This is a genomic window from Pseudarthrobacter scleromae, from assembly GCF_014644515.1.
Classification (GTDB): Bacteria; Actinomycetota; Actinomycetes; order Actinomycetales; family Micrococcaceae; genus Arthrobacter; species Arthrobacter scleromae.
In genome coordinates, this window is the sequence record NZ_BMKV01000007.1 from 155,532 (window position 1) to 171,126 (window position 15,595).

Below are 15,595 nucleotides of genomic sequence, written 5' to 3' on the forward strand. Positions count from 1 at the left end.
ACCTGCGGTGTGTGCAGGTCCGGGCAGCTGCCGTGTCCGTGGTGCTGTGCCGTGGGACTACTTCCTGGCGGCTATTTCTTGGCCGCGGCCAGAAGGTCGGCGGTGCCCTGGGCATCGGCGGCATCAACGTCATGCAGCGAGATACCGCGGGTTTCCTTGAGGAAGAACACCGAGACCGCGGTCACCACGCAGGCGCCCAGGAGGTAGAACGCCACCGGAACGGACGAGCCGAAGCTGCCCAGCAGTGAGCTGGCGATGATGGGCGCCAGCGAGCCGGCCACGATGGACGTCACCTGGTAGCCGAGGGAAACGCCCGAGTACCGCATGCGGGTGGGGAACATTTCGGCCATGATGGACGGCTGGCCGGCGTACATGAGCGCGTGGAAGAGCAGGCCGATGGTGATGGCCGCGAGGATGATGAAATCGTTGCCGGTGTCCATCATGGGGAATGCGAAGAACCCCCAGGTTCCGGCGAGGATTGCACCGGCCATGTACACCGGGCGGCGTCCCAGGGAATCGGACATCTTGCCCACCAGCGGTACTGCGCAGAAGTGGATGAAGTGTGCCACCAGCAGGAGGAGCAGGATGCGGGAGGTGTCCGTCTGCACCACCACCTTCAGGTAGGTGATGGAGAACGTGACCACGAGGTAGTAGAGGATGTTCTCTGCGAAGCGCAGGCCCATGGCGGTGAACACGCCGCGCGGGTACCGGCGGAAGACTTCGGCAACACCGTAGCCCTTGTTCTCGACAGTGACTTCCTTGCGGGCCTCGAGGAAGATCGGCGCGTCCTGGACCTTGGTGCGGATGTAGTAGCCGATGATGACGATCACTGCGGAGAGCCAGAAGGCGACGCGCCAGCCCCAGCTGAGGAAGGCTTCCGGGGCGAGGGTGGAGGACAGGGTGAACAGGACAGCGGTGGCGAGCAGGTTGCCCATGGGGACAGCGGACTGCGGCCAGCTTGACCAGAAGCCGCGGGACTTGTTCGGGCTGTGCTCGGCGACGAGGAGCACGGCGCCGCCCCATTCGCCGCCCACCGCGAATCCCTGGACGAAGCGCAGGAACACCAGCAGCGCCGGGGCCCAGTAGCCGATCTGCGCAAAGGTCGGCAGGCAGCCCATGAGGAAGGTGGCAACACCCACCAGGATGATGCTCAGCTGCAGCAGCTGCTTGCGCCCAAACTTGTCGCCGAAGTGGCCGAAGACGATGCCGCCGATGGGGCGGGCAACGAAACCGACCGCGTAGGTGACGAAGGCTGCGATGATGCCGTCCAGCTCGGTTCCGGAGTTGGGGAAGAACAGCTTGCCGAACACCAGCGTGGCGGCGGAGGCGTAGAGGAAGAACTCGTACCACTCAACCACGGTGCCGGCCATGGAGGCCGTGACGACCTTCTTCAGGCCTGAGGACTTGACGTCGGTTTCCTCGGGCCGCCGTGCGGCGGACTTTTCCGTACTCATTGATGAACTCCTTCGGCGTCTTCTTCGACACCACTGGGACAGTCTGTGGCGGATACGTGTGATTTTGGCCACGAACCGCCGGGTCCCAACGAGTATGGTCCGCCTGAACACCAAGCTCAACGGCGAATCATGCAGAGGCTATCTGCATAAATGCACATCTGACTGCCTGTGGGGGGAAGTTTTATGCCGAGAGGTGCGCCCGGAGCTGGTGGCCCAGCTGGCCTATTTCGGTCAGGAAGCCGTCATGGCCTATCGGTGCCTCGATGACGTGGACGTCCACTTCTCCCGGCAGCGCCGCGGCAAGTTCCCGGGACTGGGCCGGGAAGTAGAGCCGGTCAGAATCCACGGCTGCCACGAAGAACCGCGCACCCGACCGCGCCAGGGTCTCGGGAAGCGGCCCCCTGCCCCGGCAGATGTCGTGGCTCATCAGGGCCTCGGTGATGGCGATGTAGCTGTTGGCATCAAACCGTCGGACCAGCTTGTTCCCCTGGTGGTCCAGGTAGCTTTCCACCTGGTAGCGTCCGCGGGCGGCCAGGACGCCACCGTGCAGGGGTGACTCCGGAGCCTGGGGTTCGCGGCCGAACCTGCCTTCCAGTTCCGCCGCGGAGCGGTAGGTGATGTGCGCGATCCGCCGGGCCAGGGCCAGTCCGTCCTCGGGGAACGGGCCGCCGTAGTAGTCGCCGCCCTTGAAGTTGGCATCCTGGCGGATCGCCAGGGTCTGTGCCTGTGCGAACGCAATCTGCTCGGCCGTGCTGGCGTGGCCGATGGAGATCACCCCGCAGCGCTGCACCCGCTCCGGGAAGGAGATGGCCCACTCAAGTGCGCGGGCTCCGCCCATGGAACCGCCCAGCACCGCAAACCAGCTCCGGATCCCCAGCTGGTCAGCCAGCCGGGCCTCCGCCACAGTGCTGTCCCGCAGCGTGACCAGGGGAAACCGGGATCCCCAGGGGGCCCCGTCCGGTGCCGGCGACGACGGCCCGGTGGACCCGTAGCAGCCGCCCACAATGTTGATGGACACTACAAAGAACCGGTCCGTGTCCACGGGCGCACCCGGCCCGGCCAGCTGCTCCCACCAGCCCGGTTCGTCGGTATCGCCGCGGGTCACGTGGGTGCTGCCGGTCAGGGCGTGTTCGATCAGGACGGCATTGCTGGCGTCCGCGTTAAGTGTGCCCCAGGTTTCGTAGGCCAGGGTGACCTCGGGCAGGTAGCCGCCAGCCTCAAGGTCCAGTCCCCCAATGGAGGCATAGCGGACGATTCCGTGTTCGGGGACGGTGGTACGGGTGACGGTAACCGTCATGGCAAGACCTCTTCTACGCGCTTGCCCGCCGTCGAATGACCGGCAGGCCAGGTCTTCACCCGGGGCACCCCACCGCGGAAGGAGGGTTGCCGGCCAGCAAGCCGGGGCTGTCACTGGCACTCATGACCTGGTTCGAGTGTACGAAACAGCCCCCGCCTGCCGCCAAGAGTGTGACTGGTTATGACTTCCCCGGCTTGCCGCCGTGCTGGTTTTCTTTGGGCGCCTGGCTAGGCTCCGGTGGCGTCCTTCGCTGCCCGGAAGCCCGCTTCCAGGTCCGCCAGGATGTCATCGATGTGTTCAATTCCCACCGACAGCCGGACCAGGCCGGGGGTTACGCCGGCAACAGCCTGCTGTTCCGGGGAAAGCTGGCTGTGGGTGGTAGACGCCGGGTGGATGACAAGGGAGCGGACGTCACCGATGTTTGCCACATGGGAGTGCAGCTCCAGCGCGTCCACGAAGCGCTTGCCGGCCTCGGCTCCGCCGGCCAGGTTGAAGGACACAATCGCGCCCGTGCCCTTGGGGCCATACTTGCGGCCCCGTTCGTACCACGGGCTGGAGGGCAGCCCCGCATAGGCGACGGATTCGACGTCGTCCCTTCCTTCCAGCCAACGCGCCACCTCCGTGGCGTTGGCAACGTGCCGTTCCACGCGCAGGCTCAACGTTTCCAGGCCCTGTGCGATCAGGAATGCGTTGAACGGGGAGACGGCGGAGCCCAGGTCCCGGAGCAGCTGGACGCGGGCCTTGAGGATGTAGGACAGGTTGGCGCCCAGGGCACCGTCCTTGCCGAGGTCCCTGGCGTACACCAGCCCGTTGTAGGTGGGGTCCGGGGTGTTGAAGCCCGGGAACTTTGCCGGGTCCTTGCCGAAGTCGAAGTTGCCTGAGTCCACGATCACGCCGGCAATCGCGGAGCCGTGGCCGCCCAGGTACTTGGTTGCCGAATGGACAACGATGTCCGCTCCCCATTCCAGGGGGCGGATCAGGTACGGGGTGGACAGGGTGTTGTCCACGACCAGGGGCACACCGGCATCGTGTGCCACCTGGGAGATGCCTTCGATGTCCAGGACGTCCTGACGGGGGTTGGAAACCACCTCGCCGAAGAACAGCTTGGTGTTGGGCTGCACTGCAGTGCGCCACTGCTCCAGGTTGTCCGGGTCCGCCACGAAAGTCACCGAAATGCCGAACTTCTTCAGGGTGTGGGCAAAGAGGTTATATGTTCCGCCGTAAAGGCTGGGGCTGGCAACAATATGGTCTCCAGCCTCCGCAATGTTCAGGATGGCGAAGGTCTCGGCGGCCTGGCCCGAACTCAGCAGCAGTGCCCCCAGCCCGCCTTCAAGGCTGGCGATCCGCTGTTCCACGGCCTCCTGGGTGGGGTTGCCGATGCGGGTATAGATGGGTGCCAGTTCAGCAAGGGCGAACCTGTTGGCGGCGCTCTCGGCGCTGGGAAAAACGAAGGACGTGGTCTGGTAGATAGGGAGTGCCCGGGCGCCCGTGGCACTGTCCGGCTCCTGTCCTGCGTGGATCTGGCGGGTTTCGAATGACCATCCGTTGGACAATTAAGGCTCCTTTGACTGGGCCCGGCATGCACGAAGCACCGCGGGCCGCGCTTGCCATCCGGCCATTTACCGGACAGCCAGGTCCTCACCCGGGGCACCCCACCGCGGAAGGAGGGTTGCCGGCCAGCAAGCCGGGGCTTAGCGCTGGCACTCATAACCTGAGCCCAGTGTAGGAACACCTGCGCAAAGCGGCACAGCATTGTGACGAACATGGTCCCGCGCATGACCCTTGCGGAAGTCCGCGCAATCACTTCCCGCAGGGAAAATCCCAGTAAGGCTAACCTTAGCTGAGAGCCCGATCACAAAGTGCCAAGATGTTGCCATGCGCATGGATCACGTCTCTTACGCCTGTGAACACGATGGCCTGGCTGCCACCACCGAACGTATTTCCTCTGCCCTCGGCGTTGAGGCAGTAAAGGGTGGAGTGCACCCGCGGTTTGGAACCCGGAATATGATCATCCCGCTCGCGGGGCACAAGTACCTTGAGGTCGTTGAGGTCCTTGACCACCCGGCTTCTGACAAGGCCCCCTTCGGCCAGGCAGTGCGGGCACGCTCGGCCGCAGGTGGCGGATGGATGGGCTGGTGCGTCGAAGTGGACGACCTCGCCCCCTTCGAGGAACGCCTGGGACGTTCGGCAGTCAACGGCAACCGCAAATTCCCTGACGGCCGCGAACTCGTGTGGAAGCAAATCGGCATCCTCGGCTTGATCGCCGACCCCCAGGTCCCGTACATGCTCAAGTGGGAGGGCGACCCGTCCCTCCACCCGTCCAACGCCTACGAGAGCAACGTCAAAATGAGCTGCCTCACCATTGCCGGATCGGCAGCCCGGGTGACCGAGTGGCTGGGTGAACCAGTGGAGAAGCCGCTGGAAGACGTAGCCGTGGAGTGGGTGGCACCGCACGGAACCCCCGGGATCCTTTCGGTGACATTCGAGACCGCCAACGGGGCAGTCACCATCTGACGCTCCCCCCGCCTGCCCGGGCGTCCACGTCCGGGCACCAACGTGGGCAGGAAATGCATTCTGCCTGCCAAAGCTTCGGCCGCCATCAGCAGGTGACAACGGCGTCACCCGCCGATGGCGGCCGAATTCGTCTCCTAGCTGCATTCCAGTGCGCGGGAGTTCATGCCGCCTCCATGAACGCCACATTGTCAGACCCCCTTGCCATGAGGGGTTTATGGGCAGGGAAGCGGTGGCGGGGGCGTTTGCGGACATCAGGGCCGCCCTTGCCGTGCTCAACGCGGAGGTGGACGGGTGCGGTTCTGAGCCGTTCTCGGCCGCTGATCCGTTGGCCGGGCTGGCGGATGGGAGCCTGGACATCCTCGCCGGCGCGGCGGCTGTGGAGGCCGGCGTGGCGGGCCTGAAGGCCCGAGCTGCCATGAAATACGCCGGCACCGCCCATGCCCTGGCCCCTCCCGGGATGCCGGTGCAGGCGCAGGAAATGGCTGTGGCCGCCGAGATCGGGTGCGTGCTGGCCATCGGGCCGCGGGCCGCCAGCACGTTCCTGTCCGTATCGCACGCCCTGACCACCACCTTGCCCCTGACCCTCGCGGCCCTGCAGGCCGGCACGATCTCGTGGCAGCACGCCCGGGGCATGGCGGACGAGGCAGCCACCCTCGACCCCGCCGGCGCCGCCGCCCTGGAGGCCCACTTCCTGGACCCGGACATTCCCAGGCCTGCCGGTGCGGCGACGATCGGGGAGATGCCGGCGTACCGGTTCAAGGCCAAAGCCAGGACCTGGCGGGAACGCCACCATCCCGAATCGCTGGAGAAACGCCACGCCAAGGCGGTGGCGGACCGGCGGGTGGAATACAGTCCTGACCAGGACGGCATGGCCTGGCTCTCGGCCTACCTCCCCGCCCACCAGGCAATGTCAGGCTGGAACCGGCTCAACGCCCTCGCCCGCGCCGCACAAGGACCCCACGAACCCCGCACCCTCACCCAAATCCGGGCCGACCACTTCGCCGAAGCCATCCTCACCAGCGGCACCGGACACACAGACTCCACCCACGGGAGAGCCGACAGTCCCAGCGTCCCTGCAGACACCAGCGCCGGTGCAGGTGCCGGAACGGATCCCACCCTGTCGTCGCGGATCCGGGCGCAGGTTCTTGTCACCGTGCCGGTCGTCACCCTCATGAGCCTGACCGACGAGCCAGCCATGCTCGACGGGTACGGACCCATCCCGTCCTCCATGGCGAGGGACCTGGTCGCCAACGGGGCCGCGTCGTTCCACCGGGTCCTGGTCGATCCGCGGGACGGGGCGCCGCTGGAGATCGGCCGGACCAGCTACCGGGTCACCAAAGCCATGCGGAACTGGCTCCGGCTGCGCGACGGCACATGCCCCTTCCCCGGCTGCAGCAACCCGTCGTTGGATAACGAGGCAGACCACCTCCTCGCATGGCACCACGGCGGAACCACCGGAATCAGCAACCTCGGACAACCCTGCCCCAAACACCACAAACTCCGGCACACCACCGGCTGGACACCAACACCAGCCACCAAAAACCAACCACCCGGCTGGACCTCACCCACCGGCCGCCACTACAAAAGCGAACACCAGGACTGGGAACCACCCCACTGGCCCAGCCTGTCCTGTCGGCCTTAACGGCGGAGTTAAAACTGACGGAGCATCACACCGGGCAAACGCATGGTTTAGGGCCGTACCCGCCCATGCCCACTGCTCGTGACCGCTCCCTCTTCTACGCTGCGCCGGCCGTCTTGGCGCAGGGCCCGCTCAGGGAAGTTGACCCGGTACTGACCTAGCTGCCACCTGCTGCCCGCCGTCGTGCTCACTATTGCCCGCCGTCGTGCCCACCCGAGCCTAACGCGGTGCTTACCGTGACCGACGTCGCCTGAGGAATTCAGCCCAACCCGACTGCCGTGCCGAACAGGCTGAAGCCTACGAAGGCAACGATGTCCAGCAGTGCGTGAGCAATGACCAGCGGCATCACCCGCCGCGTTCGGGTATAGAGCCACGCGAAGACGATGCCCATCACCACATTGCCGATGAAGGGGCCGAAGCCCTGATACAGGTGATACGTGCCGCGGAGCAGCGAGCTCGCCAGGATGGACAGCGGAATGCTCCAGCCGAACTTTCCAAAACGGTTCATCAGGTATCCCACCACGATGACTTCCTCCACCACGGCATGGCGCATCGCTGACAGGATCAGCACCGGTACTGTCCACCAGTACGCGTCCAGTGCACTGGGAATGATGGCCGTGGTAATCCCCAGCGCCCTGCCTGCGGCGTAAAGGCCCAGGGAGGGGATGCCGATCAGTGCTGCCAACCCGAGTCCCTGGAGCAGATCCCCGCCGGGGCGGGCAAAGTTGAAGCCAAGCTTGTTGAAAGCTGACCCGGAGTTGCTGCCGTCGCCGGACGCGGCCTGACGATGGTCGCTGAGGAAATAGAGCACCAGCAGCACCGGAACCAGCGCGAAAATGATGTCCAGCAGCTGGTAGGTCAGGTCAAAATATTCGCGGGTGCTCTGCGAGCGGTTAAGTGTGGACGTGCCCTCCGCCAGCGGTGCACGGGTCATCTTGTCCAGGAGCTGCACCACGGAGTACACAGCAGACTGGCCCAGGGACAGGCCCAGGACAATCCAGACTTCAAACCGAAGGCGACGGCGGGAGGGAACCAGCATGCTCCCATCTTGCCTTCAGTTTCTGGATCCAGGCTGATTGCCCTTCCAGTGTCACGCGGTAGCCCGAGCCAATGCCTTCTACCCCGTGGCGCCAGCCAGTGCCTCCCACCCGGTGGCGACGAGCCGGTGCCGCCCAGCCAATGCCGCTTAGCCGGGGGCGACGATCACTTCCGTGCCGTTGGCTTCGAAGGCAGCCTTGTCCTTCGCCGAAATTCCGGAATCCGTGATCAGCCGGGTGAAGTTGTACCCGTCCATGGTGGCAAAGGCACGCACGCCGACCTTGGACGAGTCCGCCAGGACGTAGGAAACCCTTGCCCTGCTGGCGAGGAGGGCATTGACGGAGGCCTCACCCTCACCTGTATTGGTTGGCCCCACTTCGGGATCAATGCCGTTAACGCCGATGAAGGCGATGTCCAGCACCACCTTCTGCATGATGATGTCCGTGTAGGGACCCACCAACTCGTAGGAGCGTGGATTGAGGATCCCGCCCGTGACCATGACTTTGATGCTGGGCCGGACCGCCAGCTGCGAAGCGATGTTGATCGCATTCGTGACCACTGTCAGGGTGGGCTGGTTGGACGGCGCGTTGAGGTCTTCGCGCGTGGCCAGGATCTGTGCCAGCGCGGTGCTGGTGGTCCCGCCGCACAATCCGATCACCGCACCGGGAGCTATCAGCGCAGAGGCAGCCTGGGCAATCTGCTCCTTGGCCTCGGCGTGGTCATCGCGGTTGTACCGGCCGGGCAGGTCGTAGGCAAGGGCTCCCGTGGTGGCGCCTCCGCGGGTCCTGGTGAGCAGCCGGCGCTTGGCCAGGCTGTCCAGATCGCGCCGGGCGGTGGCTGGGGACACGTTCAGGGTGCTGACAATCTCTTCGACCTCCACCTGGCCGGTCCGTGCGAGGAGGTCCAGGATTGCCGTCAGTCTGTCAGTGCGGGTCATGCAGGGCCTCCAAGTACTCAAGCCACCTGCTCAGATGACGTTTTCTGATCATAACAGACCACAAACGATCATCTAACGTCATTAGGAGCCCGGAGCTACCGCGCCTGCTTTCCTGCCCGCCACACAGCGTATGTCAAGGGCATCCCCGGCCGGTAGGCGAGGTGGGTGGCGGACGGCGCATTAAGGACATGCAGATCGGCCCGGTGGCCGACCGCGATGGACCCCACCGCCCGTTCGCCGTCGGCGTCGTTCCCTGTGTCCTTGTGCAGCGCGAGGGCTCCCCCGTACGTGGCTGCCCGGACGGCTTCATGGACGCTGAGGCGCATCTGCAGCACCGCCGTGGCGACACAGAACGCCATGGAGCTCGTGTAGGACGTTCCCGGGTTGCAGTTGGACGCGAGCGCCACCTGGACGCCGGCATCCAGGAGCGCCCGGGCAGGGGCCAGAGGCTGGCGGGTGGAAAGGTCGCAGGCCGGAAGGCAGGTCGCAACCGTGCCGCGGCTGCCGGTGCCCGTGCCGGCGTCCCAGCCGGTCCAGGTCCCGGCCAGGGCATCAACATCCCCTGCGGCGAGGTAATTAACGTGGTCCACGCTGGCAGCATCGAGCTCTACCGCGAGCTGCACGCCCGGGCCTTCGCCAAGTTGGTTTCCATGGACGCGGAGCCCCAGGCCGGCGTCGCGGCAGGCCAGAAGGACCCGCCGGGACTGTTCGGCAGTGAAGGCTCCTTCCTCACAAAAGACGTCTGCCCACTGCACAAAGGGCCGGACGGCAGCCAGCATGGGACCGCATACCAGGCTGGTGTATTCCTCCGGGTCCTGTCCCGCGGGAACCAGGTGCGCCCCCAGATAGGTGACCTGGTCCGCCACGGTGGAGGCAATCCGCGCGCTCCGGGTTTCGTGCTCAACGTCCAGTCCATAGCCCGTTTTCGTCTCAAGGTAGGTGGTTCCCTGCGAGACGGCTTCGTCAACACGGCCAAGCGCCAGGCGGGTCAGGTCAAAATCCGACGTGCCACGGGTTGCGTTCATGGTGACCGCGATGCCTCCGGCCGCATAGGACTCCCCCGCCATCCGCGCCTCGAACTCAGCGGTCCGGTCCCCCGCGAACAGGAGGTGGGTATGGGAATCCACCCAGCCGGGCAGCACGGCGCGGCCGCCCATGTCCACGACATCATCCGCGGCCGGAGCATCGGCAGCAGCGCCGATCCATGCAATCCGTTCGCCCTCAATCACCACCGCCGCGTCCTTCAGGACCCTGTGTTCCAGGTCCTGCGTCATCAGCTCGGCGATATTGGTAATCAGGGTGCTCATACAGCCATTCTTCAGCGCCGCACGGACCAGCGGGTGGCCGCCAGCGCCTGCGCTGTCCGGGATTCCGGACCCGCCGTCCCGGCTGCGGCAGCAGCACCGGCCTGGCCCGCCAAAATTTGGGCGGCCGCGAGTTCCGCCATGGCCGAGGACGTCTGGAATCCGTAGCCGCCCTGCCCGGCGAGCCAGTAGAAGCCCGGAGCCTCCGCGTCGAACCCCGCCACCGGAACGCCGTCGGCCGCCTCCGTCCGCAGCCCCGTCCATGCCCTGCGGACTTCCGTGATCCCCAACGTGGTTTCCCGGTTCAACCTGTCCACCAGCCGCTCGATGTCACCGGGCCGCGGGCGGGCATCCTCGGGCCCGCTGGGCTCCGATTCGGAGGGCGAAATGAGCACGTCGTCCCCGTCCCGCCGGAAATAAAACGAATTGTCCCCTGCCGCCACCATGGGGCTGTGCTCAGGCAAGGGATGGTCGACGGCGGCAATCGCCGCCGTGCGCCGGTACGGCTGGAGTCCAAGCTTTTCCACTCCGCTAATCACGGCAAGTTCGTCCGCCCACGCGCCGGCAGCGTTGACCAGGACGCCCGCCTGGAAGCCCTCCGTGCCGGCACCCACCTGCCAGCCGGAACCAAGCCGTTGCGCGGTGTGCACCCTGGCGCCGGTAATGATGTCCACCCCGGCAGAGGCGGCCCGCTCCCGGTGGTCTGCCAGCAGCAGCGGCGCGTTGCAGCCGAAGGACCCTTCGTCCAGCCCCGCGGCCTGGAAGGTACCGGGGACCAGCGCCGGGCAAAGCTCCAGCGCCTCAGCGGAGGTAATGGACCGCATGAGCCCACTGGCTTCCGCGGCCACGTCTTCCTCCGCGCCGATCAGCATGAAGCTGCGGGGCGTCAGGATGGGTTCGGGCAACTCCGTATCGCGTGCGGCAAGCAGCTCAAGCGTCCGGACGGTCAGTTCCTGGACCACGGGCGGGCCGTAGCTCGGAATGAACTGGCGGGCCGAGCGGGATGACGTGTGGTACGCCAGTTCCTGTTCCGCCTCCACCAATGCCACGCTGCATTTGCCCGCCAGCGCAGACGCCAGGGACAGTCCGGCAATGCCGCCGCCAACAATCAGGACATCATAATGAGCTGCCATTTCCCTATCCTTGCAGACTTGGCTTCCAGCGCTACCCTTCCTGGCCTGCTACCTCGGCACGGCTGGCGACGAAGGCACGCACGCACGCTTCGACGTCGTCCGCCGAATGCGCAGCCGATAGCTGCACCCGGATCCGCGCGGCACCCCGCGGAACCACCGGGAAGCTGAAGGCTGTGACAAAGACGCCGTGCTGCAGCATCCGGTCAGCCACCTTTGCGGCCAGCACTGCGTCGCCGAACATCACCGGCACAATGGCGTGTTCCCCGGGCAGGAGATCGAAGCCTTCCTCCGTCATCCGGCGCCGGAACAGGACGGCGTTCTCGAAGAGCGTGCGCCGCAGGTCCGCCGAGTTCTCCACCAGGTCCAGGGCCTTAATTGTGGCCGCGACAATGGCCGGAGCAAGCGAGTTGGAGAACAGGTAGGGGCGGGCCTTCTGGCGGAGCATGGCCACCACCTCGGCCCGGCCGGACACGTAGCCGCCGGACGCTCCGCCCAGCGCCTTCCCAAACGTGCCGGTGTAGATGTCCACCCGGTGCGACACTCCTGCGTGTTCGGGTGTGCCCGCCCCCGTTCCGCCCATGAAGCCGACGGCGTGGGAGTCGTCCACCATCACCAGCGCGTCGTGCTTCTCGGCGAGGTCGCAGATGGCCTCCAGCGGCGCAAGGTACCCGTCCATGGAGAAGACGCCGTCGGTAACAACGATCCTGCGGCGGGCGTCCTTCGCCTCCACAAGCTTCGCCTCGAGGTCCGCCATGTCCTGGTTGGCGTACCGGTACCGCTGGGCCTTGCAGAGCCGGATCCCGTCGATGATGGATGCATGGTTCAGGGCATCGGAGATGATTGCGTCCTCCGGCCCGAAGAGCGATTCGAAGACACCGCCGTTGGCGTCAAAGCAGCTGGAGAACAGGATGGTGTCCTCGGTGCCCAGGAAGCGGGAAACCCGGGATTCGAGTTCGAGGTGCAGGTCCTGGGTGCCGCAGATGAACCGCACGCTGGCCATGCCGAAGCCTCGCTCGTCCATGGCCGCCTTGGCCGCGTGGATGATGTCCGGGTGGTCCGCCAGGCCAAGGTAGTTGTTGGCGCAGAAATTCAGCACGTCCGCGCCCGTCTGCCCGATCTGTCCGGCTGTGATGTGGCTGGACTGCGGGGAACTGATGCTGCGTTCGGTCTTGAAGAGGCCCGCGCTGCGGATATCGTCCAGCTCCATGCGCAGCTGGTCCTTGATCGAGGTGTACATGGTGTTCCTTAAAGTTGGGTCCAGTCGAGGACAACTTTGCCACCTGTGCCGCTGCGGGCAAGGTCGAAGCCTTCTTCCCATTGGCCGGCAGGCAGCGTGTCAGTGACGACGGCGGATATTCCCGCATGCAGCACGGGGTTGGAGGAGAGCATGGCGCTCATGGCGTACCAGGTTTCATACATTTCGCGGCCATAGATGCCCTTGAGCGTGAGCATATGGGTGACCACCTTGCCCCAGTCGATGATGATGTCCTGGCTGGGCAGGCCGAGCATGGCGATCCGGCCGCCGTGGTTCATGTTGTCGATCATCTCCGGCAGCGCTCCGGGATGGCCGGACATTTCCATGCCGATGTCGAAGCCCTCCCGCATGCCGAGGTCGCGCTGGGCATCGCGCACGCGGGTGGTGGAAACATCGATCGCGAGGTCTGCTCCCAGCTTGCGGGCAAGCTCAAGGCGTGGGCGCGAAACGTCGGTGATGGCAATCTTGCGGGCCCCGGCGTGCCGGGCAACGGCGATGGCCATCAGGCCGATGGGTCCGGCGCCGGTGATGAGCACATCCTCCCCCACCAGGGGAAAGCTCAGGGCGGTGTGCACGGCGTTGCCGAAAGGGTCGAAGATGGCACCGAGTTCGGGCGTGACCGAGGGATCGTGGTGGACCCAGACGTTGGTCTCTGGAATCACCACATACTCGGCGAACGCACCGTCACGCTGCACGCCAACACTGACGGTATGGATGCACATCTGCCGCCTGCCGGCGCGGCAGTTCCGGCAGATCCCGCACACCACATGGCCCTCCCCGGACACCCGGTCCCCCACTTTGGCGTCGCGGACGTCCTCCCCGGTTTCCACAACCTCGCCATAAAACTCGTGGCCCGGAATGAGGGGGGCTTCAATGATCCCCTGCGCCCAGGAATCCCAGGACTGGATGTGGAGGTCGGTGCCGCAGATGCCGGTGGTCATGACCCGGATCTTCACATCAGCAGGGCCCGGTACCGGCTCGGGGCGGTCTACCAGCTCGAAGCCGGCCCGGGGTCCCGCCTTGTACAAAGCCTTCATCGGCTTCCTCACTCTTTGTCTGTCGTGGCAGGTCCTGCCTTCCTCATTACAGCGAGGAAGAAGCTTTAGCACAACAGCAAAATACTCAATCGACGATGTAGCTATTCCTAATGCATAGACTGCTGTGATGGAGATTCACCAGCTTGAAATCCTGCGCGAACTGGGCGCCCTCGGGAGCGTCAAGGCAGTGGCGGACACCCTCATGGTCACCCCGTCCGCCGTGTCCCAGCAGCTGGCCCTGCTGCAACGGAAGGTCGAGGTCCCGCTCACCCGCAAGGAGGGCCGCAACCTGGTGCTCACCGAGGCAGGCCAGGTGCTGGCCGACGCCGGGGCCGCCGTCGTCAGCGCCATGGCAGACGCCAAGGATGCAATCGGGAACTACCACGGTTCCGCTGCCGGCAGGGTAAGCCTGTGCGGATTCCACAGTGCGGGGCAGGCGGTCTTCGCCCCGCTCGCCCGGATCCTCGCCGCCCCAGGACAGCCGCGGATAGAACTCTCGGACGAGGACGTGGCCCAGCAGGACTTCCCCGCCCTCACCGCGCGGTATGACCTGGTGCTCGCCCACCGGATGGACCACAGCCCGCGCTGGCCTGCCGAACGGGTGACGGTGATCCCTCTTGCCCACGAGCCCCTGGACGTGGCTCTACCTGCCGGGCACCCCCTGGCGGCCAAGGCGGCGGTCTCAGCGGACGACGTCGGCGGCGAGACCTGGGTGACCAGCCACGCCGGCTACTCCCCCGCGGACGTGCTGTCCGCCGTCGCCGCCGTTTCCAGCCGGGAACTGAACATCGTCCACCGGATCAACGATTACTCCACGGTGGCCGCCCTGGTTGCCACCGGCGGGGTAGTGGGCTTGCTCCCCAGGTACACCGCGGGGCCGGTACTGAATCCCGATATCGTGCTGCGTCCGCTCGAAGGAATCAGCACCCGGCGGCGGATCGACCTGCTGGCAAGGCCTGAAAACCTGAAGCGGCGGTCCGTGACCATCGTGTGCGAAGCACTGCAGGGCATCATGGCGGGGCTGGTGGAGCAGGGCTGACCCAACTGAGTAGCAGCAGATGTCGTTATGAGCCTCCACAACGACACCTGCTGCTACCTAGTTGGACCCTTTGCCGTGGCCGCGGCCCAGCCCCAGGCCCGGACCCCCGCCGGCGCCCTCAACGATGCGCTCCGCCGTCACGGTGTCCCCGTCCTTCACTCCGGAGATCCGGACGTCGTCGCCCGTGGCGATGTCCGCGATGGTTCCGTCGGCCCGCTTAAGCCGCTTGCCGCCGTCGTCCTTGGCCTCAGCACCATCCGCCGGCGGAGCCGTCACCTGCGTAATCCTCGTGCTGGCGTCGATGGTGTAGGCCTGCGAGTAGCCGTCCTCGCTTCGAACGGTGATGGAGGTGTCACTGACGGACTCCACGGTGCCGCGCTGTGTCACCTCGGTATGGATAGTCCCGTCAGCCTTTTTGGCCACGCTCTCGCCATGCAGGTGCTGGGGGCGCTGTGCCTTGTCTGGCTTAGCGTGTCCGGGCGCCTTGTCCTGGCCGGGGGCCCTGTTCTGCCCAGGGGCATCGCCCGACTTTCCCGGCGGCGAGGACGACGACGGTGCGGGCGGCGGAGTCTCGTTCGCGGCCCACGCGAACGCCACCCCGGTCCCGGTCAGGACGAGTGCCACGGCCCCGCCTAGCGCAGCCTTGCGGAATCCCAGCGGTTCCCTTACCGACATAAACCCACACCTCCCACAGCAACGGCAGGACATTCCTCGTGAGCGGAGCCCTGGTGGTTCAGTGTAGGACGGGGCTGTACTGCCGCACACGAGTAGCCAGCGGCTGCCGGGAGGTGAGTACTACTTAAACGCAACTGGGTAGCAGTAGATGTCGTTATGAGCGCTCAAAACGACATCTGCTGCTACCCGGTTGGGGCATGAGGGGCTAGGAGACTGCTGAACTAAGTGCTTTATGGGGCTGGTCCGGGGCGTTCACGTGTCGGGGCCAGCCCT

At 65.8% G+C, this 15,595-nt stretch carries 13 protein-coding genes and 2 riboswitches; of the genes, 3 read left to right on the forward strand and 10 right to left on the reverse strand.

The annotated features are described in order from the left end of the window. Window positions 1-71: 71 nt before the first annotated feature. The 3 genes from IEX33_RS17400 to IEX33_RS17410 form a co-directional block, all read right to left on the reverse strand. Window positions 72-1,454, reverse strand: a complete 1,383-nt coding sequence (locus IEX33_RS17400) for an MFS transporter (RefSeq protein WP_188732184.1) — start codon at window positions 1,452-1,454, stop codon at window positions 72-74. Window positions 1,455-1,635: 181 nt separating this feature from the next. Further along, the gene (metX, locus tag IEX33_RS17405; protein WP_188732185.1) at window positions 1,636-2,751 is read right to left on the reverse strand and encodes a homoserine O-acetyltransferase MetX; all 1,116 of its coding nucleotides are present in this window, start codon (window positions 2,749-2,751) and stop codon (window positions 1,636-1,638) included. 12 nt (window positions 2,752-2,763) lie between these two features. Beyond that, a riboswitch (SAM riboswitch) is annotated at window positions 2,764-2,879 on the reverse strand. Between the two features lie 99 nt (window positions 2,880-2,978). Then, the gene (locus IEX33_RS17410; protein ID WP_188732186.1) at window positions 2,979-4,304 is read right to left on the reverse strand and encodes a bifunctional o-acetylhomoserine/o-acetylserine sulfhydrylase; all 1,326 of its coding nucleotides are present in this window, start codon (window positions 4,302-4,304) and stop codon (window positions 2,979-2,981) included. 42 nt (window positions 4,305-4,346) lie between these two features. Continuing rightward, a riboswitch (SAM riboswitch) is annotated at window positions 4,347-4,463 on the reverse strand. Window positions 4,464-4,626: 163 nt separating this feature from the next. Here IEX33_RS17410 and IEX33_RS17415 point away from each other — a divergent pair. Next, on the forward strand, window positions 4,627-5,265 hold the full coding sequence (locus IEX33_RS17415; protein ID WP_174179567.1) for a VOC family protein: 639 nt from the start codon (window positions 4,627-4,629) through the stop codon (window positions 5,263-5,265). 214 nt (window positions 5,266-5,479) lie between these two features. Then, window positions 5,480-6,907 (forward strand): HNH endonuclease signature motif containing protein, encoded by a 1,428-nt coding sequence (locus tag IEX33_RS17420; RefSeq protein ID WP_188732187.1) that lies wholly within the window; start codon window positions 5,480-5,482, stop codon window positions 6,905-6,907. A gap of 256 nt (window positions 6,908-7,163) precedes the next feature. Here IEX33_RS17420 and IEX33_RS17425 read toward each other — a convergent pair whose 3' ends face one another. The 6 genes from IEX33_RS17425 to tdh all read right to left on the reverse strand — a co-directional run bounded on the left by IEX33_RS17425 (window position 7,164) and on the right by tdh (window position 13,608). Further along, window positions 7,164-7,943 carry a CPBP family intramembrane glutamic endopeptidase gene (locus tag IEX33_RS17425; RefSeq protein WP_188732188.1) on the reverse strand — a complete coding sequence of 260 codons (780 nt, stop codon included), beginning with the start codon at window positions 7,941-7,943 and terminating at the stop codon, window positions 7,164-7,166. Window positions 7,944-8,090: 147 nt separating this feature from the next. Further along, window positions 8,091-8,879: a DeoR/GlpR family DNA-binding transcription regulator gene (locus IEX33_RS17430; protein ID WP_104185271.1), complete on the reverse strand. Its 789-nt coding sequence runs from the start codon at window positions 8,877-8,879 to the stop codon at window positions 8,091-8,093. Between the two features lie 95 nt (window positions 8,880-8,974). Continuing rightward, window positions 8,975-10,186, reverse strand: coding sequence for an imidazolonepropionase (hutI, locus tag IEX33_RS17435; RefSeq protein ID WP_188732189.1), 1,212 nt, complete (start codon window positions 10,184-10,186; stop codon window positions 8,975-8,977). An 11-nt stretch (window positions 10,187-10,197) separates the two neighbouring features. After that, a complete protein-coding gene (locus IEX33_RS17440; RefSeq protein WP_188732190.1) occupies window positions 10,198-11,316 on the reverse strand; it encodes an NAD(P)/FAD-dependent oxidoreductase in 1,119 nt (372 codons plus the stop codon). A gap of 31 nt (window positions 11,317-11,347) precedes the next feature. Continuing rightward, window positions 11,348-12,553, reverse strand: coding sequence for a glycine C-acetyltransferase (locus IEX33_RS17445; protein ID WP_188732191.1), 1,206 nt, complete (start codon window positions 12,551-12,553; stop codon window positions 11,348-11,350). An 8-nt stretch (window positions 12,554-12,561) separates the two neighbouring features. Continuing rightward, the gene (gene tdh, locus IEX33_RS17450) at window positions 12,562-13,608 is read right to left on the reverse strand and encodes an L-threonine 3-dehydrogenase (protein ID WP_188732192.1); all 1,047 of its coding nucleotides are present in this window, start codon (window positions 13,606-13,608) and stop codon (window positions 12,562-12,564) included. A gap of 127 nt (window positions 13,609-13,735) precedes the next feature. Here tdh and IEX33_RS17455 point away from each other — a divergent pair, with 127 nt between their 5' ends. Continuing rightward, window positions 13,736-14,647 (forward strand): LysR family transcriptional regulator, encoded by a 912-nt coding sequence (locus IEX33_RS17455; RefSeq protein ID WP_188732193.1) that lies wholly within the window; start codon window positions 13,736-13,738, stop codon window positions 14,645-14,647. Between the two features lie 57 nt (window positions 14,648-14,704). Here IEX33_RS17455 and IEX33_RS17460 read toward each other — a convergent pair whose 3' ends face one another. Beyond that, complete coding sequence (locus tag IEX33_RS17460) at window positions 14,705-15,322, reverse strand: DUF5666 domain-containing protein (protein WP_188732194.1); 618 nt, start codon at window positions 15,320-15,322, stop codon at window positions 14,705-14,707. Between the last annotated feature and the right edge of the window lie 273 nt (window positions 15,323-15,595).